The organism is Nonomuraea sp. NPDC049637, assembly GCF_040675235.1.
Classification (GTDB): Bacteria; Actinomycetota; Actinomycetes; order Streptosporangiales; family Streptosporangiaceae; genus Nonomuraea.
This window is the reverse complement of record NZ_JBFAOM010000026.1, coordinates 103,513-122,784: the sequence shown is the minus strand read 5'-3', so window position 1 is coordinate 122,784 and position 19,272 is coordinate 103,513. Positions and strand designations below refer to the sequence as shown.

Sequence of the window (19,272 nt, the reverse complement as noted above, 5' to 3'; positions counted from 1 at the left end):
CTCGATTTCTCACCGCTCTCACCGACGCGACTGGCACACCCTCTTCAGTTGGGTGGGGTGTGTTCGAGGGTGTGGGTGGTCGCGTCCGGTTCGGCGAAGGCGAGCAGTGCCAGGCCCTCCTCCTCCAGCACGTCCAGTGGCGTCGGCGCGGCGAAGGGGCTGATGAGGAGCTTGGCCTTCTTGCCGGACCGCTTGATCTGCCAGGTCCCCGCCGCGAACCCGTCCACCAGGTACGTGGCCTTGATCCGCAGGTTCTTGGTCGCCACCAGCGGCCTGAACTCGTCCGCCAGCACCCGCGTACGGTCGGCGTGCCCCAGGACGAGGTTGTCGAAGTCGGGCAGGAAGCGCACCGGCGCGGGCACGTCGCCGCCCGGCCGCGGCGCGCCGGGCAGGTCGAACAGTTCGCGTCCCGTCTCGTCGGCGAGCCTGTCCAGCTCCATCCCCTTCATGACGGCCCGCATCCCGCCCAGTCCCGACCAGGTCTGGACGTCGGCGGGCGTGGCCGGGCCGAACGCGGCGAGGTACCGCTCGACCAGGCGTTCCACGCTGGGCGCCGGGTCCAGTTCGACGGCGGGCAGCCCGAAGGCGGACTCGCGCGGGAAGCTCCACCGGTCCTGCGTCGGCACCATGACCAGCGGCGTCATCATGCGGACGGCGTAACCGAGCACCCGCTCGTCCGCGCCGGGGAACTCCTTCAGCAGCAGCGGCCGCAGCTCGTTGAAGGTGAGCGGCCCGTCGGCGAGCAGCCGGTCGGCGACGGCGGCGACGGCCTCGAAGTCGACGCCCTCGAACCGGCGCGCCGCGGCGGCCAGCATGGGACGCAGCAGCGGACGGAAGGACGCGTAGTCCTCCGCCGTCACCAGGTGCAGCGTGGCCCGCATCATCGTCGCCCGCACCAGGTCGCCGGCGTGCAGCGAGTCGTGCAGGTCGGCGCGCCGGAACCCGGCCAGCCGCGTCCACACCCCCAGGTAGGGCGGCCGCGGCTCCTGGGCCTGCAGCCCGGCCAGCCGGTGCACGACGTCGGCCGGGCGGCCCTCGTGCCGAGCGAGGAGGTGCTGCCGGGCCAAGGTGGCGCGGTTGAGGTCTCTGAGGGTGAGCATCTACTTATCATGCCTTTCCCCCTGGAGTCCGTACGTTCCTCCTATCCTGCGCTTTCCGATGGTTTCGCCTACCTTGACGGCGCGGCCGGCACCCAGACGCCACAGTCGGTGATCGACGCCATCTCCGCCGCCTACCGGGCCGGGCTCGGCAACGTGGGCGGCGCGTTCCCCGCCAGCCGCCGGGCGGACGAGATCGTCGCCGCCTGCCGTGCCGCCGTCGCGGACCTGGTCGGCGGCCGTCCCGAGGGCGTGATCTTCGGCCCGAACATGACGACGCTGACGTACCGGCTGGCCAGGGCGCTGACCGGGCCCGGCGACGAGGTGGTGGTCTCCAGGCTGGACCACGACGCGAACGTGCGCCCCTGGACCCAGACGGGCGCCGCCGTCCGCTGGGCCGAGGTGGACGCGGTGACCGGCGAGCTCCCGGTCGACCAGTACGCCGACCTGATCGGCGAGCGGACCAAGGTCGTCGCGGTGACGGCGGCCAGCAACATCCTCGGCACCCGTCCCGACGTGGCCGCCATCGCCGAGCTGGCCCACCGCGCGGGCGCCCTGCTGTACGTGGACGGCGTGCACGCCACCCCGCACGGCCCGGTGGACATGCGGGCGCTGGGCGCCGACTTCTACGCCACCAGCGCCTACAAGTGGTCGGGGCCGCACGTGGGGGCCGTCGTCGCCGACCCGGCGCTGCTGGAGACGGTCCGCCCGGCCAAGTTGCGGCCCTCCCCCGACACCGTGCCGGAGAGGTTCGAGACGGGTACGTCCGCGTTCGCCGACCTGGCCGGGGTCACCGCGGCCGTCGACCACCTGGCCGCCATGGTCCCCGGCGCCGGCACCCGCCGCGAACGTCTCCTCGCCTCGATGGCCGCCGCCGAGGAGCACGAGCTGGAGCTGTTCGCCGGCCTGATCTCCGGCCTGGAGACGATGCCCCACGTCACCCTGCTCGGCAAGCCCGCCAGGCGCACCGCGACCGCCTACTTCACCGTCGCCGGGCACACCCCGCGCCAGGTCGCCGAGCATCTGGCCGGGCTGGGGGTGAACGTCTGGAACGGCCACAACTACGCCTGGGAGCTGACCGGCGCGCTCGGCGTGCGCGACTCGGGCGGCGCCGTCCGCGCGGGCCTGGTCCACTACAACGACCGCTCGGACGTCGACCGCCTGCTGGAGGGGGTGGCCGCCCTCTCCTGACGGGCCCTCGGCCCGTACGGGCGGGGCGTGAGATCCTGAGGGGATGCTGCCCCCGATCGACGTGCTGCGCGAGCAGGTCGCCGCTCGTCTCGCCGCCTTCGACCGCCGGGAGGTGCCGCCCGTCTCAGGGGTGCGCCGGGCGGCCGTGACGGTGTGCGTGCTGGAGGACGCCGAGCGCGTCCCGTACACGGTGCTGATCCGCAGGGCGGCGCGGGGGCGCAACCCGGGGCAGTGGGCGCTGCCGGGCGGGCGGCTCGACGACGGCGAGCTGCCGGTGGAGGCGGCGCTGCGCGAGCTGGCCGAGGAGGTCGGGGTGACCGGCGTGGCGGTGGCCGGGCTGCTCGACGACTTCGTCGCCGACTCCGGGTTCGTGATCACTCCCGTGGTGGCGTTCGGGGGCCGTCAGGAGCCGGTGGGCGACGCCCATGAGGTGGCCTCGGTGCACGCGGTGCCGCTGGAGCGGTTCCTCGCGCCCGGCGTGCCGCGCTGGCAGGGCGAGCTGCTGCAGATGCCGCTCGGTCCGGACATCGTGATCCACGCGCCGACCGGGGCGATCCTGTGGCAGTTCGCCGAGGTGGCGCTGCGCGGGCGCGAACAGCGGGTGTTCGACGTCGCGCAGCCCCACTGGACGAGAACCTGACCCGACCGCCCCCGCCGGCTAGAAGGGGCCGGTGAGTTCGCCGAGCTTGCCGGTCAGCTCCAGGTTGGCCGCGTAGTCGACGGGCACCGCGATCACCGACACCGTCTCGTCGGCCAGCGCCTTGCGCAGCGTGGGCAGCAGCTCCCCGGCGCTGGTGACCCGGTAGCCGCGGGCGCCGAAGCTCTCGGCGTAGGCGACGAAGTCGGGGTTGCCGAAGCGGATGCCCGAGTGGCGGCCGAGCTCCAGGTCCATCTTCCACTCGATCAGCCCGTACGCGTCGTCGACCCACACCAGGACCGTGATCGGGACGCGCTCGCGAACGGCCGTCTCCAGCTCCTGGGAGTTCATCAGGAACGCCCCGTCGCCGGTGGCGGCCAGCACCTTGCGGTCGGGGAAGGCCAGCTTGGCGGCCAGCGCCCCGGGCACCGCGAATCCCATCGAGGACAGCCCGTTGGAGACCAGCATCGTGTTGGGCTCGTACGTCGGGTACATGCGGGCCATCCACATCTTCACCGCGCCGGTGTCGGCCAGCACGATGTCCTCGCGGCCCATGGCCTGCCTGATGTCGGCGACCACGCGCCGCGGCGACAGCGGGAAGCCGTCCTCCGCGCGCCCCTGCTCCAGCTCCTCGCGCATCAGCCGGCGGATCTTCTCGCCGGTGCCGTTGAGCTCGAAACGGCGCGGGACGGCGTCGGCGAGCGCGTCCAGCGACCGGGAGATGTCGCCGTGCACCCCGACGGCCACCGGGTAGTGGTCGTCGACCTCGGCGGGGAACCGGTGGAGGTGGATGATCTCCTTGTCGCGGTTCGGGTTGATCTTGACGGGGTCGAACTCCTGGAGCTCGTAGCCGACGCTGATCAGCGCGTCCGCCTCGTCGAAGCCGAAGTTGACGTAGTCGTGGCGCATGAAGCCGACCGCGCCCAGAGCGTGCGGGTGGTCGTCGGGGAAGACGCCCTTGCCGTTGAACGTGGTGGCCACCGGCAGCCCGAGCCGCTCGGAGAAGCGCACCAGCGCGGCGGCGGCCCCGGCCCGGACGGCGCCGTGCCCGGCCAGCACGATCGGCCTGCGCGCGCGGGCCAGCACGTCGGCCGCGCGGGCGATCTGGGCGGCCGAGGGGTCTTGGGGGCGTACGACGTTGACCGGCAGCGGCCCGAGGCCGGCCGGCACGGGAGCCGACTCGACGTCTTCGGGGATGGCCAGGTAGACGGCGCCGGGCCGCTCCGTCTGGGCGGTCTTGAACGCCTTGCGGATCATCTCGGGCAGGGCCAGGGCCGTGGGGGCGAGGTCGGCCCATTTGGTGATCGGCCGGAACAGCGACACCAGGTCGACCACCTGGTGCGACTCCTTGTAGATGCGGTCGAGGCCGACCTGGGCGGTGATCGCCACGACGGGGGTGCTGTTGGTGGTGGCGTCGGCCACGCCGAGCTGCAGGTTGATCGCGCCGGGGCCGAGCGTGGCCGAGGCCACCCCCGCCTTGCCGGTGAGCCTGCCGTAGATCTCGGCCATGAACGCCGCGCCCTGCTCGTGCCGGACGAGGATGTAGCGGATGGAGGAGTCGTTGAGCGCGTCGACGAAGTGGATGTTCTCCTCGCCGGGGATGCCGAAGACGTACTCGACGCCTTCCGCCTCCAGGGCTCGCACGATCAGATGGGCCGCGTCCGCCTGCGAGGACACCTGCGGGGACATGGTTAACGCCTTCTTCCATGAGCGACTGCGTCCCTGACAGCACCCGGCAGGCGCGCTTCATTCCGGGACGCGGCCCTGTGCCCGCGCGACGGCGGATCTCACGCGGGCACAGCGGGTCAGGAGCCCAGCGCGCGCGTGGCCAGCGCGCCGAGGACCATGCCGACGACCATGCAGGCCGCGGCGGCGATGGCGGCCCACTTGCCCAGGGACTCGCCGCGGGTGTGGCCGACGATGCCCAGCACGATGCCGGCCAGGCCGAACAGGATCGGTATGAACAGGATGGCCACCGCGGCGCTGACGAACCCGATGATCGACAGGATCTGGGCGCCCTGCCGCTGCGGCGGCCGGTCATAGGGCGGCGGCTGCGGCCGGCGCCCTTCGCGGGTGTGCTCGTCGTCGCCCGGGGGCGGTTCTTGCGAAGCGGTCATTCTCCGGCTCCCTCGTGAAGTGAATCACATCACACACCAGAGCCGTGGGCCTGTCGAGCCGCCGAGTCCAGACATCTGCCCATTTCAGAAGGGTTTTGACGGGCGGGAAAGCTGAGGGGGAAGGGGTTCGGCGTGGACGACGTCGAGCCGGGAGACCGCGCGGGTGAGGGCGACGTACAGGCGGTTGAGTCCGCGCGGCTCGGCCGCGACGACGGCGGCCGGCTCGGCGAGCACCACGTGGTCGTACTCCAGGCCCTTGCACATCGAGGCGGGCATGACGCTCAGCCGCTCGCCGAGGTCCAGCCCCTCGTTCCAGAGCGCGCAGGTGATCGCCTCGACGTGGGCGTCGGCCGCGATCACCCCGATCGACCCCTCGAACCCGCCCGCCTCCCGGACGGCCGCCACGACCCCCTTCTCCAGCTCGGCCGTCGCGATGACGCGCAGCCTGCCGTCGGAGCGGTGGGAGCGGGTGGGGGGCACGTCGGCGTCGAGCGCGGCCAGCAGCGTGTTGGCCAGCTCCACGACCACGCCGGGCACGCGGAAGCCGGTGGTCAGCTCGACGATCCGGCCGCCGGGACTGCCGAGCAGCTCCAGGTGCTCCGGCCATGACCTGGCCGCCCACGGCGTGGTGCCCTGGGCCAGGTCGCCGAGCACGGTCAGCGAGCCGTGCTCGCTGCGCCTGGCCACGGCCCGGCACTGCATGGGCGACAGGTCCTGGGCTTCGTCCACGATGACGTGGCCGTAGCCGCGGGGACGTTCCAGCAGGCAGGCCAGCTCGTCCAGCAGCACCAGGTCGGCCTCGGTCCATGCGGCGCTCTTGGCGCCGCGCGGCGGGCCGGGCCTGGCCAGTGCGGCGCGTTCGGCGTCGGTCAGCAGGCCCTCGGGCGGGGCGCTGAGGACCTCGTTCAGCACGTCCTCGGGGCGGACGGCGGGCCAGGTCGCGTCGAGCGCCGGGGCGAGCGCCCGGCCGATGCGGCGTTCCCAGGCGGCGTTGCAGGTCCGGCCGCGGGCCTCGGCCTGCCGCCGCATCGCCGCCACCGTCCTGGCCCTGACGCGTTCGCGGCCGATCCCGTACGGCAGGGCGGCCCGCCTGGTGTCCTCCACGATGCGGCGCAGCTCGTCCTCGCCGACGCGCCAGCGGTAGGAGCCGTCGGCCACCACGGCGGGCTCGGCGGGCCTGCGGATGCGGCCGTACAGCGCGCGGCGCAGCACCTCGGCCATCCGGACGTCGTGCTTGACCGCCGCGGCCGCCGCGGAGTCGACGGCCCGTACGGGGTGGGCGCCGAGCAGTCCTTCCAGGGTGGTCTGCTCGACGTCCACCTCGCCGAGCGCGGGCAGCACGGCCGAGATGTAGCCGAGGAAGGTCCGGTTCGGGCCGAGCACCAGGACGCCGGAGCGTTCGAGGCGGCGGCGGTGGGCGTACAGCAGGTAGGCGGCCCGGTGCAGGCCGACGGCGGTCTTGCCGGTGCCGGGGGCGCCCTGGACGCAGATGGCGGTGTCGAGGTCGGCGCGGACGAGGTCGTCCTGCTCGGGCTGGATGGTGGCGACGATGTCGCGCATCGGGCCGACGCGGGGGCGTTCGATCTCGGCGGCCAGGAGCGCGCCGCCGCCCTCCTGCCCCGCGCCGAGAAGCTCGTCCTCGTAGCCGGTCAGCGTGCTGCCCGACCAGCCGAAACGGCGGCGCACCTCGACGCCCTGGGGGTCGCGGGCGCCGGCGCGGTAGAACGCGCGCGCCACGGGCGCGCGCCAGTCGATCACCACCGGCGGCCCGCCGTGCTCGCCGGCGATGTGCCGCCGGCCGATGTGGTACGCCCGCCCGCGGTGCTCGGCCGAGGCCTGGCCGAAGTCGAGCCGGCCGAAGAACGGCGGCCCGTCGGGCTCCTCGCTCAGCTCCTTGGCCAGGCTCTTGAGATGGCGGCCCAGCCGCTCCGCGCTGTAGCGGTCGCCGGCGACGGTCTCGCCGACGATCACGTTCTCCCGCGCGCCCTCCAGCATCCTGCGCAGCCCCGCCCTGCATCGTTCGACGTGACGCCGTTCGTCGTCGAGCGTGCCCATGCCCACCCCCAAAGCGTTAACTCGGTTAAGACATTGACCAGGTTAACACTTTGATAGAGTGCGGTCATGACGGGACTGCGGGAGCTGCAGCGGCAGCGGGTGCACGAGGCCATCTCGACGGCGGCGATCGCGCTCTTCCTGGAACGCGGCTTCGACGAGGTGCCGGTGACCGAGATCGCGGCGGCGGCCGGTGTGTCCAAGCCGACACTGTTCAAGTACTTCCCGACCAAGGAGGACCTCGTCCTGCACCGGTTCGCCGACCACAAGGGCGAGGCGGCCCGCGTCGTGCGCGGGCGGGGGCCCGGCGAGCACCCGGTCGCGGCGCTGCGCCGCCACCACCTCGACGGCCTGGCCGCCCACGACCCCGTCACCGGCCTCAACGACGACCCCGAGGTGCTGGCCTTCCACCGCATGGTGTTCGACACGCCCAGCCTGGCCGTGCGCCTGTTCCACCACATGAGCCAGGACGAGGCCGAGCTGACCGAGGCCCTGGCCGAGTGCATGGACGAGCTGACCGCCGCGCTGCTGGCCGCCCAGGCGCTGGCCGTGCAGCGGGTGCTGGCCCGCCGCACCTGGGCGCCGCTCGGGGGGGGCCGCCCCCGGGCCGCGGCCGCGCCCGACGCGGTGCGCGCCGCCGAACACGCCTTCGCGCTGCTCATGGACGGCCCCGCCGGCCCCTGAGCTCCGGCGTCCAGGTCACGCGCGCCCCATCCGGCGGGCACGATTACCTCCAACGCCAGAGGCTGTGCTTAACTCGGAAATGCCGATGTGGCTGTGTCCCCCGGGCCGCAAATTACCGCCTTCACGGAATACCGTTCGGCTGGAACCGTGTTGTGCACCTCGCCGAGGAGGCGACCACCACATCGGCCTTAAAGCTTTCCGGGCGTCCCGCTGCCTTAGGGTGGCAAGGTTGACTGCCCATGATCCAGGAGAGCCCGTTGCTGTACGAAGTGGTCAAGTTCGCCGCCGCGCCGCTCGCCCACGCGATGTGCCGGCCGCACATCACCGGCGCCGCGAACGTGCCGAGGCTCGGTCCGGCCATCCTGGCGGCCAACCACCTCTCCGTGCTCGACTCCTTCCTGCTGCCCGCGCTGCTCCCCCGGCGCGTCACGTTCACCGCCAAGAACGAGTACTTCGACGGCAACCCCGTCTCCGGCTTCTTCATGCGCCTGGGCGGCAGCCTGCCGATCGACCGCGAGAGCGCCCACGCCGCCCAGGCCATGCTCGACGCCGCCGCCGAGCTGCTGGAGCGCGGCGAGCTGTTCGGCATCCACCCCGAGGGCACCCGCTCCCCCGACGGCCGCCTCTACCGCGGCAAGGTCGGCGTGGCCTGGCTGGCGCTCAAGACGGGCGCGCCCGTGCTGCCGGTGGCGCTCAAGGGCACCGAGAAGGTACTGCCGGTCGGGGCCAAGGTGCCCAGGCCCGCCAAGATCGGCATCTCGATCGGCCGGCCCATGCGTTTCGAGGGCGACCACACCAAGGCGCGCGACCGGCGCCGGGTCACCGACGAGGTCATGGAGGCCGTCCAGAAGCTGTCCGGCCAGGAGTACGTGCCCGCGTACGCCTCCAGCTTCAAGACCGCCAATGGAACGACGTGACCGGTCACCGCTAGGCTCTGACACCTGACGTCGAGGACCGGGGGGCTGACCAGTGGCGCGGGGCCGTACCATCGCGATCGTGTCGGTGTCCGCCGTGCTCGTGGCGGGGGCCGCGGGCGGGGGCGCCTACTACCTGCTGCGCACCAAGGGCACGCCGGGCGAGACGGCGCAGCGCTTCGCCGCCGCCTGGCAGACCGGCGACAAGGCCGCCATGACCGCCGAGCTGGCCGCCCGGCAGCAGCTCACCGCCTACGACCAGCAGCGCGCCGCGCTCGACGTCGAGTCGGCCACGGTCAAGCTGGGGCGCGTCGTCGAGGGCGACGGCCGGGCCAAGGTGCCCTACACCGCGACCCTGGCGCTGAAGAACATCGGCTCCTGGTCCTACGACGGGCAGCTCGACCTGGTGGTGGCCGACCGCACGTGGAAGGTCGACTGGCGGCCTGCCACGCTGCACCCGCAGCTGACCGCGGGTGCGGCGTTCGCCCTCAAGACGAGCTGGCCGCAGCGCGCGAAGATCACCGACGCCGACGGCGGCCGCATCGACACCGGCACGTCCGGCGGCTCGGTGCAGCAGCTCGTCGGCTACCTCGACAAGGCCACCAAGAAGGACGTCGCCAAGCTCGGCACCTCCTACAAGGTGGGGCAGGCGATCGGGCGCGGCGGCCTGCAGGAGACGTTCCAGAAGCGGCTGGCCGGCACCCCCACCACGCAGATCCAGCTCGGCGGCAAGACCCTCGGCACCATCGAGGGCACCGACGGCAAGCCCGTCGAGACCTCGCTCGACCCGCGGGCGCAGGCGGCGGCCGTGACCGCGGTCAAAGACGTCACCAAGCCCACCTCCATGGTCGCCATCCGGGCCTCCACGGGCGAGATCCTGGCCGTGGTCAACAACCAGGGCGGCTTCAACCGGGCCCTCGACGGCCGCTACCCGCCCGGCTCCACGTTCAAGGCGGTCACCGCGATCGGCCTGCTGGCGGCCGGCCTGTCGCCCGCCGACAAGGTCACCTGCCCGATGTACGCCACCGTCGGCGGGCTGAAGATCCGCAACTCGGAGAAGGAGGAGTTCGGCTCGCTGTCCTTCCTCGACTCCTTCGCCCACTCCTGCAACACCACCTTCGCGCCGCTGGCCGAACAGCGGCTCGGCGCCGACAAGCTGCTCAAAACGGCAGAAGGCGTCGGCTTCAACCAGCCGCTCAACATCGGCGTGCCGGCCACGAAGGCCAGCTTCCCGCGGGCCCAGTCCGACGCCGAGCTGGCCGCCGAGTCCTTCGGCCAGGGCAGGATCACCGCGAGCCCGCTGTCGATGGCCTCGGTCGCCGCCGCCATCGCCGACGGCACGTGGCGGCCGCCCACGCTGGTGCCCTCGCTCAAGCAGCAGGCCGACGAGCAGCCGCTGCCCAAGGGGGTCAAGGAGCAGCTGCACAGCATGATGGCGGCCGTGGTCTCCAAGGGCACCGCCAGGGGCAGCGGCCTGCCCGCCGGCACCCACGGCAAGACCGGCACGGCCGAGTTCGGCACCGGCGACAAGCTCGACACCCACGCCTGGTTCATGGGGTTCAAGGGCGACGTGGCCTTCGCGGTGGTCGTGGAGGGGGGCGGCACGGGCGGCAAGGTCGCTGCCCCGGTCGCGGCCACCTTCCTCAAGGGCCTCTGACCTCTCCTCAAGGACAGCTCGTGCCTCCTCTCCCAAGGCCGGTCGTGCATTGCATGCAATGTATGCAAAGAGCTAGAGTCGTGTTCGTGCAGAGCGATGTGGCCTGGAGCCGGTTGCGGGAGCTGATCCTCGACGGCACCTACCCGCCAGGGGCGCGGCTGACCGAGACGGAGGTCGCGGCGGGCCTGGAGATGAGCCGCACCCCGGTGCGCGAGGCGCTGCGGGCGCTGACCGCCGACGGGCTGGTGCGCCCGGCCGGGCGGGGGGTGGTCGTCGTGGCCCTGGAGCCGTCCGCGCTGGAGGACGCCTACCAGGTGCGGGCGGCCCTGGAGGCGCTCACGGCCGAGCTGGCGGCCACCCGCCAGGGCGAGGGGCGCATCGCCCCCGCCGACCTGGCCTCGCTGCGGCAGGTCGCCGACGCCACGGCGGCCGCCACCGCGCAGGGCCGGCTCGGCGAGGCCGTCGGGCTCAACCGCCGCTTCCACCGGCGGATCGCCGAACTGGCGGCCAACGCCGTCGCGCTGCACACGCTGGAGCGCGTGTGGGACCAGATCCAGGTGTCCACGTTGCGCTCGCTGGCGCCGCCGTCACGTCCGGCGCACGTCTCCGGCCAGCACGAACAGCTTCTCGCCGCGATCAGCGAGGCCCGGCCGCAGGACGCCGCGGCCATCGCCCGCGCGCACGTCCTCGACACCCGCGCCGTCACTCACAGCAAGGACGAACCCGAATGACCCGCCACCACACGTACACCACCACCGTGACCTGGACCGGCAACCGGGGCACCGGCACCAGCGGCTACCGCGACTACGACCGCGACCACAACCTGTCCGCCGAGGGCCCGCCGGTCATCGCGGGCAGCTCCGACCCGGCCTTCCGCGGCGACCCCGCCCGCTGGAACCCCGAGCAGCTGCTGGTCGGCTCGCTCTCCCAGTGCCACATGTTGTGGTATCTGCACCTGTGCGCCGAGGCGGGCGTCGTGGTCACCTCGTACGCCGACCACGCGGCGGGCACCATGGCCGAGAGCAGGACCGGCGGCCACTTCACCGAGGTCGTGCTGCGCCCCGAGGTGACCGTGGCCGCGCCGGAGATGGCCGAGACCGCCGCCCGCCTGCACGAGGACGCCCACAAGGCGTGCTTCATCGCCGCCTCGGTCAACTTCCCGGTACGCCACGAGCCGACCGTCCGCACGGCCTGAGGCAGGCCGACGATCCGGGAGAGGTCAGCGCGAGGCGGCCAGCGCCACGGCGGTGGCGGCCTCGTGCTGGAGCACCATGATCAGCAGGGTGGCCACCAGCGTCGCGATGAGCACCCAGCTGATCACGATGATGACCGTCGACCGGCGTGGCCGCCTGTGGCCCGGCTGCCCCTTCGCCCGCGCCTCGCTGCGACGGGCCCGCTCGTTGAACGACTCGAGCCGGGCGACGAGCCGCGGATCGTCGTCGACGAGGTGCTGCTCGATCTGGGCCAGCATTCGCTCCTCGTCCTGCGACCAGGCCATAGACGCACCTCCGGAACGCAAGCACTGTGGCGTGTTCCTCCCCAACCATGAAGATCATTAGCCTTGACGTGACCCCCTAATTACCGCCTCTTTTCGGTTTGCGATCACGCTCGAACTTTTGTTCTAATCATGGGATGCGCTGGGACAACCTGCGCCTGACCGGGCCTGGTCAGGCCGATCCAGCCGTGCCGTTGTTCGCCCGCGGCGCGGTCACCCGTACGTTCGACACGCCCGAGTTCAGGGGGATGACCTTCTACGAGGTCCAGGCCCGGTCCGTCATCAACCGGGTGCCGGGGGCGAGCCGGGTGCCGTTCGAGTACACGATCAACCCCTACCGCGGGTGCGGGCATCGCTGCGTCTACTGCTTCGCCCGCAAGACGCACGAATACCTCGATCTCGACGCCGGGGCCGACTTCGACTCGCAGATCGTCGTCAAGGTCAACGCGGCCGAGCTGGCCCGCAAGGAGCTGGCCGCGGCCCGCTGGGGCGGCCACCACGTGGCCATGGGCACCAACGTCGACTGCTACCAGCGCGCAGAGGGCCGCTACCGGCTCATGCGGGGCATCCTGGCCGCGCTGCGCGACGCCGCGAACCCGTTCTCGGTGCTCACCAAGGGCACGCTGATCCTGCGCGACCTCGATCTGCTCACCGAGGCGGCCGAGGTCACCGACGTCAGCACGAGCATGTCGGTCGGCTTCGTCGACGAGACGGTGTGGCGCGGGGCCGAGCCCGGAACGCCCAACCCGCGGCGGCGGCTGGAGGCGTGCGCCACGCTCAACGACAACGGCGTGGCGTGCGGGGTGCTGATGGCGCCGATCCTGCCGTACCTGACCGACTCCCCCGCCCAGCTCGAACGCACCGTCAAGGAGATCGCCGAGGCCGGCGCGACCCACGTCGCCCCGATCGTCCTGCACCTGCGGCCGGGGGCGCGCGAGTGGTGGCTGAGCTGGCTCGGGCGCGAGCACCCGCGACTGGTGCCGCGCTATCTGGAGCTGTACGGCCGCGGCGCCTACGCCCCCGCCTCCTACCAGGACCGCGTCGTCGCCCAGGTCAAGGAGCTGGCCCGGCGCCACGGGGTCGGCAGAGCCACGCCCGCCATGGCCCGCCGCGTGCCGCCCCGCCGGACGCCCGGCGCCGTCCCGGCCGTCGCCGAGCCGGAGCAGCTTCGCCTGTTGTGACCCGTATGACTGGTATGAGCCGGTTTAAATCGGTGGCCCGCCGGCCCGCCCCGCTGGCAGGATGACCGGGCACCAGCCGGACGACGTTCAGGAGCACGAGATGCGGCGCCGCCCAGAGATCTTCCAGCGCCCCATTGGCACGAGAGTTCTCGAGGGCTCCACCACTCATGCACATCCTGAACATCGGCATCCTCGCGCACGTAGACGCGGGCAAGACCAGCCTCACTGAGCGGCTGCTGTTCGAGACCGGGGTCATCGCGCGCCTCGGCAGCGTCGACGACGGCAGCACGCAGACCGACAGCGGCGAGATCGAACGCCGCCGCGGCATCACCATCCGCTCGGCGGTGGCCTCGTTCACCATGGGCGACCTGCGGGTCAACCTGGTGGACACGCCGGGCCACGCCGACTTCGTGGCCGAGGTCGAACGCGCGCTCGGCGTGCTCGACGGCGCCGTCCTGGTGGTGTCGGCCGTGGAAGGCGTGCAGCCGCACACGCGCGTCCTGATGAAGACGCTGCGGCGGTTGCGGCTGCCCACGCTGATCTTCGTGAACAAGATCGACCGGATGGGGGCCCGGGAGGCGGGGGTGCTCGCCGAGGTCCGGCGGTGGTTGTCGCCGCGAGCGGTCGCGCTCAACACGGTGAGCGGCATCGGCGGCCCGTCCGCCACCACCCACCCCTTCACCTTCGCTCCACCTCCCTTCAGCACCACCCCGAGCGCCCCGCCCCCTCACCCCCTCGCCTCCCCTCCCCTCGCCTCCGGGCCCGCTTCCCGCGGCCCGGCTCCCTCCGAGCCCATCACCTCCGTTTCCCCGTCCTCCGGGGCCGCTCCCAGGGACCCGGCCCCCGCAACCCGACCCCTCCCCTTGACTTCCTCGACGTCCGGAGCGGGTTCCGGCGACCCGGCCGTCGCATCCCGCTCCCCCGTCGTCGCTCCCCCGGCCTCTGGGGGTGCTCCCCGCTCAGGGGTGGCGGGCGGCGGCTCGGAGGAGGTGGTGCGGGCCACTGGGCCCGTCGATGCCGATCCCGCCAGTACGGAGCCCGAGACGGCGCATGACGCGAGGCCCGACGTGAGGCCCCACGCGAGTCCCGAGGCAGGGCCTGAGGCGGGGCCCGAGGCGGGGGTCAGCGCGCGGGCCGACCTCAGAGCCGACGCAGTGGCCGGCGCGGGGGCCGACGTGGAGGCAGGAACCGACGCAGGGGACGGCTTGGAGGCGGCTGGGATGGTGGCGGCTGAGCTGTTGGCTGAGGGAGATGACGGGCTGTTGGAGTTGCTCGTCGATGACGTGGTTCCGGTGGCGGGGCGGGTGCGGGAGGCGCTTGCGGCGCAGTGCGCGGCGGGCGAGGCGCATCCGGTGTTGTTCGGGTCGGCGATCACCGGCGAGGGGGTGGCCGAGCTGCTCGGGGCGGTCCGGCTGCTGCCCGCGGTTCCCCAGCCGCCGGCCGGCGCGGGTAGAAGCGCCGGCCGCATGACGGCGGCGGCCGAAGGCGGACCCGTCGAGCTGGCGAAAGCCGGAGGCAGGCCCGTCGAACCGGTGACGCCCAGAGGCGGGCCTGTCGGACCGGCGGCGGCCGGAGGTGGGGCCGTTGGGCTGGCGGGGGCCGCGGAGCTGGACCGTCACGGGGTGCGCGGCATGACGGCCGAGCCCGCGACGACCACGCCAGCAACGGCGACACCCACGACGGCGGCGGCTACACAAACGACGGTGGCTGCAACGACGGCGGTGGGTGTGGTGTTTGTGGTGGAGCGGGGGCGGGGTGGGGAGAAGGTGGCGTATCTGCGGATGTGGAGCGGGGAACTCCGGGCGCGGGAGCGGGTGACGTTGCTGCGGCGGGAGCCGGGTGGGGGCGTCCATGCGTACGAGGGGCGGCCGAGTGGGGTGGTCGTCGTCGGGTCCGGGGCGCGGGTGGCGGTGGCGGGCGACATCGCCACGGTCCGGGGCGTGCCCGGGATCCGGGTCGGCGACCGGCTGGGCGAGCCGGGCCCGGCGGGGCAGGCCCACTTCACGCCGCCCAGCCTGGAGACCGTCGTACGCCCCCGGGTCCCCGGCCAGGAGCCGCGCCTGCACGCCGCGCTGGTCGCGCTGGCCGAGCAGGACCCGCTGATCGGCACCCGTACGCTGCCCGGCGGCCGGACGTCGGTCCTGCTGTACGGCGAGGTCCAGAAGGAGGTCATCGGCGAGACCCTGGCCAGGGACTTCGGCGTGGAGGCGGAGTTCGAGCCGAGCCGTCCGGTGTACTTCGAGCGTCCGGCGGGCACCGGGACGGCCCGGGAGGAGATGCGCCAGGCCGGGGACGCGTTCATGGCGACCGTGGGCCTGCGGGTCGAGCCGGCCGCGCCGGGCTCGGGCGTGCTCTACCGGCTGGAGGTCGATCTGGGCTCGTTGCCGATGGCCTTCCACCGGGCGATCGAGGAGAGCGTGCGGGGCGGCCTGGGGGCGGGCCCGCACGGCTGGCCGGTCACCGACGTGCTGGTCACGCTGACGGCGACGGGTTACGCCTCCCCGGTCACGACCGCCGGCGACTTCCGCGGGCAGGCGCGGGCCGTGCTGGCCGCGGCGCTGCGCAGGGCCGGCACCAGGGTGTACGAGCCGTGTCACCGTTTCGAGGCGGAGGTGCCCGCCGACGCCTTCGCCGCCGTGTCGTCCCGCCTGGCCGGGCTGGGCGCGGTCCTGGACGGCACGAGCAGGCGGGACGGGACGTGGGTGCTCGAAGGGGAGATCCCGGCGGCGGCCGTGCACGAGGCCGAGCGGCGGCTGCCGGGGCTGTCGCGCGGCGAGGGGGTGTGGTGGTCACGTCCGTCCGGAGATCGCCCGATTAGTGTGCGATAGGCGGTATGTCGGTTATCTGGGATAGATGGGTATTAATCCGCCATAGTGTGCCAATCGGGCGCAACCGTTTCAGGGGGAAACGATGGCTGACACGAAGAAGAAACCGGCCACCAAGTCGGGCAAGGCCAAGAAGCAGGCGATCAAGACGAGCCGCCAGGCCAAGGAGACCAAGAAGGAAACCAGAAGGACCGACGAGGGATGACCCCGTGAGGTGAATCGCGCAGCCGGGGGCCGGCGGCCCCCGGCTGTCCGGTGGAAGAGGAGCTGCGCACATGTCGGCCTATCTCCGCTTTCCCACTGTCTTTCAGGACGTGGTGGTCTTCGCCGCCGAGGACGACCTGTGGATGGTCTCGGCCCAGGGCGGCCGCGCGTTCCGCCTGACCGCCGGCGCGGCCGAGGCCGGCTACCCGCGCATCTCCCCGCGCGGCGACCAGATCGCGTTCGTCGGCCGGGAGGAGGGCCCGGAGGAGGTCTACGTGATGCCGGCCGTCGGCGGCGCCGCGCGCCGGGTCACCTTCCACGGCGCCCGCTGCACGGTCACCGGCTGGGACCACGAGGGCCGCATCCTGTACGCCAGCGACCAGTCCCAGCCGTTCGCCGGGCGCAAATGGCTGCACCGCGTGGCGCCGGGCGGGGTGCCGCAGCGGCTGCCGTACGGACCGGCGAACTCGATCGCCCACGGCCCCGACGGGATGATCGTGCTCGGCCGCAACACCGCCGACCCCGCGCGCTGGAAGCGCTACCGCGGCGGCACGGTCGGCGACCTGTGGATCGACACCGACGGCGACGGCGAGTTCAGGCGGCTGATCCGGCTGCCGGGGAACCTGGCCTCGCCGTGCTGGAGCGGCCGGCGGGTCTGCTTCCTGTCCGACCACGAGGGGGTCGGCAACGTCTACTCCTGCCTTCCGGACGGCGGCGACCTGCGCAGGCACACCCACCACGAGGATTACTACGCGCGCAACCTGTCCGGCGACGGCCACCGGCTGGTCTACCACGCCGGCGCCGACCTGTACCTGCTGGAGCCGGACGAGGAGCCGGACGACGGGCCGGACGACGGGCCCAGGCGGCTGGAGGTGCGGCTGGCCAGCTCCAGGACGCAGCGCAACCGCCGGTTCGTCGACGCCGAGGACTACCTCGACAGCGCGACCCTCAGCCCGGACGGCAGCGCGCTGGCGATCACCTCGCGCGGCAAGGCGTACGCGATGGCCGACTGGGAGGGCCCGGTGAGCCAGCACGGCGAGCCGGACGGCGTCCGCTACCGCTTCCTGACCTGGCTGAACGACGGCGTGCGGCTGATCGCCGCGGCCAGCGGCGAGTCCGACGAGGAGACGCTGGTCGTCCTGGAGGGCCACGAGGGCGGCTGCGGCGTCGAGGTGGCCCGGCTGGGCCGGATCAACGAGCTGGTCCCCGACCCCGCGCACGACCGCGTGGCCGTCGTCAACCATCGCCACGAGCTGTACCTGCTGGACCTGGCCACGGGCGCGGCCACCCTGGTGGAACGCAACCCGCACGGGCCGCCCGAGGACCCGGCCTGGTCGCACGACGGGCAGTGGCTGGCCTACGCCGGGCCGCTCAACGCCCAGACGACCGCGATCAAGCTGCACCACCCGGAGACCGGCCGGACGGTGGCCGCCTCCGAGCCGGTGCTCAAGGACTCGATGCCGGCCTTCGACCCCCAGGGCCGCTACCTGTACTTCATCGGCCAGCGGGTCTTCTCGCCCGTCTACGACCAGTTGCAGTTCGACCTGGGCTTCCCGCTGGGCACCCGGCCGTACGCGATCGCGCTGCGGGCCGACGCGCCCGACCCGTTCGTGCCCGGACGGCGTCCGCTCAACGGCAAGGACGAGGAGGAGGACGAGCCGGCGGAGGCCGTCCGGGTGGACCTGGACGGGCTGGCCGCCCGCGTCACCGCCTTCCCGCTGCCGGAGGGCCGCTACGAGGGGGTGGCCGGGCTCAAGGGCAAGGCGCTGCTGCTGACCAGCCCGCTGGAGGGCGAGAACACCCTGCACCTGTACGACTTCGCCAAGGGCAGGAACGAGACGTTCGCCGACGGCGTCACCGCGTTCGAGCTGGGCCGCGACCACAAGACGCTGCTGTACCGGGCCGGCAGCCGGCTGCGCGTGGTCAGGGCCGGCGAGGTGCCCGAGCACGACGACGACCCGCCGGGCCGCGAGAGCGGCTGGATCGACCTGTCGCGCATCAAGGTGTCGGTGGCGCCGGAGTCGGAGTGGCGGCAGATGTTCCGGGAGGCGTGGCGGCTGCAGCGGGAGAACTTCTGGACCGAGGACATGGCCGGCATCGACTGGCCGGGCGTCTACCGGCGTTACGAGCCGCTGGTGGACCGGGTCACCACCCGGGGCGAGTTCTCCGACCTGCTGTGGGAGCTGCACGGCGAGCTGGGCACCAGCCACGCCTACGAGAGCGGCGGGGAGTACCGTCCCGGGCCGGACTACAGCCAGGGCAAGCTGGGCGTCGACTGGGACTACCGGGACGGCGTCTACCACGTGCGCGCGATCGTCACCGGCGACCCGTGGGACCCCGAGGCCACCTCGCCGCTGAACCGCCTGGGGCTGGACGTGCGGCCGGGGGACGCGGTGCTGGCCATCAACGGCGCGCCCATCGGCCGCGCGGCCACCCCGAACGAGCGGCTGGTCAACCAGGCCGGCGAGGAGGTGGAGCTGACCCTGCGACGCGAGGAGCGGGTGTTCACGGTGACCGTGCGCGCGCTGGCCGACGAGCAGCCCGCCCGTTACCGCGACTGGGTGAACCTCAACCGCGCCGAGTGCCACGAGCGGTCCGGCGGGCGCATCGGCTACCTGCACGTCCCCGACATGGGCACCGAGGGGTTCGGCGAGTTCCACCGGGGCTTCCTGGCCGAGTACGACCGGCACGCCCTCATCGTGGACGTGCGCTTCAACGGCGGCGGGCACGTCTCGGCGCTGCTGCTGGAGAAACTGGCCAGGCGGCGGCTCGGCTACGACTACCCGCGGTGGGGGGACCCGGAGCCGTACCCGCCCGAGTCGCCGCGCGGGCCGCTGGTGGCCATCACCAACGAGTGGGCGGGCTCGGACGGCGACATCTTCAGCCACACCTTCAAGCTGCTCAAGCTGGGCCCGCTGGTCGGCAAGCGCACCTGGGGCGGGGTGATCGGCATCTGGCCGCGCCACCGGCTCGCCGACGGGACCGTGACCACGCAGCCGGAGTTCTCCTTCGCCTTCGACGACGTCGGCTGGCAGGTGGAGAACTACGGCACGGATCCCGACATCGAGGTCGACATCACCCCGCAGGACTACGCCAAAGGCATCGACACGCAGCTGGAGCGGGCCATCGACGTCGCCCTGGGCCTGCTTGCCGAGCATTCGCCGCATACGCCGGATCCGTCGCATCGGCCAGGTATGCAACCTTAGGATCCTCTTGGG

Annotated in this window: 15 protein-coding genes and 1 pseudogene; 11 read left to right on the top strand and 5 right to left on the bottom strand. The window is 72.9% G+C overall.

Annotation, left to right across the window (positions count from 1 at the left end; all coding sequences use genetic code 11):
* Positions 1-44: 44 nt before the first annotated feature.
* Positions 45-1,100 (bottom strand): winged helix DNA-binding domain-containing protein, encoded by a 1,056-nt coding sequence (locus tag AB0J71_RS31130; RefSeq protein WP_364417306.1) that lies wholly within the window; start codon positions 1,098-1,100, stop codon positions 45-47.
* Between the two features lie 9 nt (positions 1,101-1,109).
* On the opposite strand from AB0J71_RS31130, the gene AB0J71_RS31125 reads away from it, so the two are divergent.
* Together AB0J71_RS31125 and AB0J71_RS31120 are read left to right on the top strand one after the other, a co-directional pair.
* Positions 1,110-2,288, top strand: coding sequence for a cysteine desulfurase-like protein (locus tag AB0J71_RS31125; RefSeq protein ID WP_364417304.1), 1,179 nt, complete (start codon positions 1,110-1,112; stop codon positions 2,286-2,288).
* A gap of 43 nt (positions 2,289-2,331) precedes the next feature.
* Entirely contained in the window at positions 2,332-2,928 is a 597-nt protein-coding gene (locus AB0J71_RS31120) for a CoA pyrophosphatase (RefSeq protein WP_352326539.1), read from the top strand.
* Positions 2,929-2,946: 18 nt separating this feature from the next.
* On the opposite strand, the gene AB0J71_RS31115 is transcribed toward AB0J71_RS31120, so the two are convergent.
* The 3 genes from AB0J71_RS31115 to AB0J71_RS31105 form a co-directional block, all read right to left on the bottom strand.
* Complete coding sequence (locus AB0J71_RS31115) at positions 2,947-4,614, bottom strand: acetolactate synthase large subunit (protein WP_364417302.1); 1,668 nt, start codon at positions 4,612-4,614, stop codon at positions 2,947-2,949.
* 116 nt (positions 4,615-4,730) lie between these two features.
* Complete coding sequence (locus AB0J71_RS31110; protein WP_352326542.1) at positions 4,731-5,042, bottom strand: hypothetical protein; 312 nt, start codon at positions 5,040-5,042, stop codon at positions 4,731-4,733.
* Between the two features lie 84 nt (positions 5,043-5,126).
* Positions 5,127-7,097, bottom strand: coding sequence for an AAA family ATPase (locus tag AB0J71_RS31105; RefSeq protein WP_364417300.1), 1,971 nt, complete (start codon positions 7,095-7,097; stop codon positions 5,127-5,129).
* Positions 7,098-7,163: 66 nt separating this feature from the next.
* Between AB0J71_RS31105 and AB0J71_RS31100 the strand changes: the two genes are divergently transcribed.
* The 5 genes from AB0J71_RS31100 to AB0J71_RS31080 all read left to right on the top strand — a co-directional run bounded on the left by AB0J71_RS31100 (position 7,164) and on the right by AB0J71_RS31080 (position 11,544).
* Positions 7,164-7,778 (top strand): TetR family transcriptional regulator, encoded by a 615-nt coding sequence (locus AB0J71_RS31100; protein ID WP_364417298.1) that lies wholly within the window; start codon positions 7,164-7,166, stop codon positions 7,776-7,778.
* Between the two features lie 239 nt (positions 7,779-8,017).
* Complete coding sequence (locus AB0J71_RS31095) at positions 8,018-8,695, top strand: lysophospholipid acyltransferase family protein (RefSeq protein ID WP_352328168.1); 678 nt, start codon at positions 8,018-8,020, stop codon at positions 8,693-8,695.
* Positions 8,696-8,774: 79 nt separating this feature from the next.
* Entirely contained in the window at positions 8,775-10,349 is a 1,575-nt protein-coding gene (locus tag AB0J71_RS31090) for a penicillin-binding transpeptidase domain-containing protein (RefSeq protein WP_364417296.1), read from the top strand.
* Between the two features lie 86 nt (positions 10,350-10,435).
* The gene (locus AB0J71_RS31085) at positions 10,436-11,080 is read left to right on the top strand and encodes a GntR family transcriptional regulator (RefSeq protein WP_352328166.1); all 645 of its coding nucleotides are present in this window, start codon (positions 10,436-10,438) and stop codon (positions 11,078-11,080) included.
* A complete protein-coding gene (locus tag AB0J71_RS31080; RefSeq protein WP_352328165.1) occupies positions 11,077-11,544 on the top strand; it encodes an OsmC family protein in 468 nt (155 codons plus the stop codon). Before AB0J71_RS31085 ends, AB0J71_RS31080 begins: the two co-directional genes overlap by 4 nt.
* Positions 11,545-11,568: 24 nt before the next feature.
* Here the strand turns inward: AB0J71_RS31080 and AB0J71_RS31075 are convergent, their stop codons facing one another.
* Positions 11,569-11,847: a DUF3040 domain-containing protein gene (locus AB0J71_RS31075; RefSeq protein ID WP_352328164.1), complete on the bottom strand. Its 279-nt coding sequence runs from the start codon at positions 11,845-11,847 to the stop codon at positions 11,569-11,571.
* A 134-nt stretch (positions 11,848-11,981) separates the two neighbouring features.
* On the opposite strand from AB0J71_RS31075, the gene AB0J71_RS31070 reads away from it, so the two are divergent.
* From AB0J71_RS31070 to AB0J71_RS31055, 4 genes and pseudogenes are all read left to right on the top strand, one after another.
* Positions 11,982-13,025 carry an Rv2578c family radical SAM protein gene (locus tag AB0J71_RS31070; RefSeq protein ID WP_352328163.1) on the top strand — a complete coding sequence of 348 codons (1,044 nt, stop codon included), beginning with the start codon at positions 11,982-11,984 and terminating at the stop codon, positions 13,023-13,025.
* A gap of 167 nt (positions 13,026-13,192) precedes the next feature.
* Positions 13,193-14,422: pseudogene (locus tag AB0J71_RS31065) on the top strand (GTP-binding protein); the annotation flags it as partial.
* A gap of 69 nt (positions 14,423-14,491) precedes the next feature.
* On the top strand, positions 14,492-15,853 hold the full coding sequence (locus AB0J71_RS31060) for a hypothetical protein (protein WP_364417323.1): 1,362 nt from the start codon (positions 14,492-14,494) through the stop codon (positions 15,851-15,853).
* 272 nt (positions 15,854-16,125) lie between these two features.
* Complete coding sequence (locus tag AB0J71_RS31055; protein ID WP_352328285.1) at positions 16,126-19,260, top strand: PDZ domain-containing protein; 3,135 nt, start codon at positions 16,126-16,128, stop codon at positions 19,258-19,260.
* Positions 19,261-19,272 lie beyond the last annotated feature (12 nt).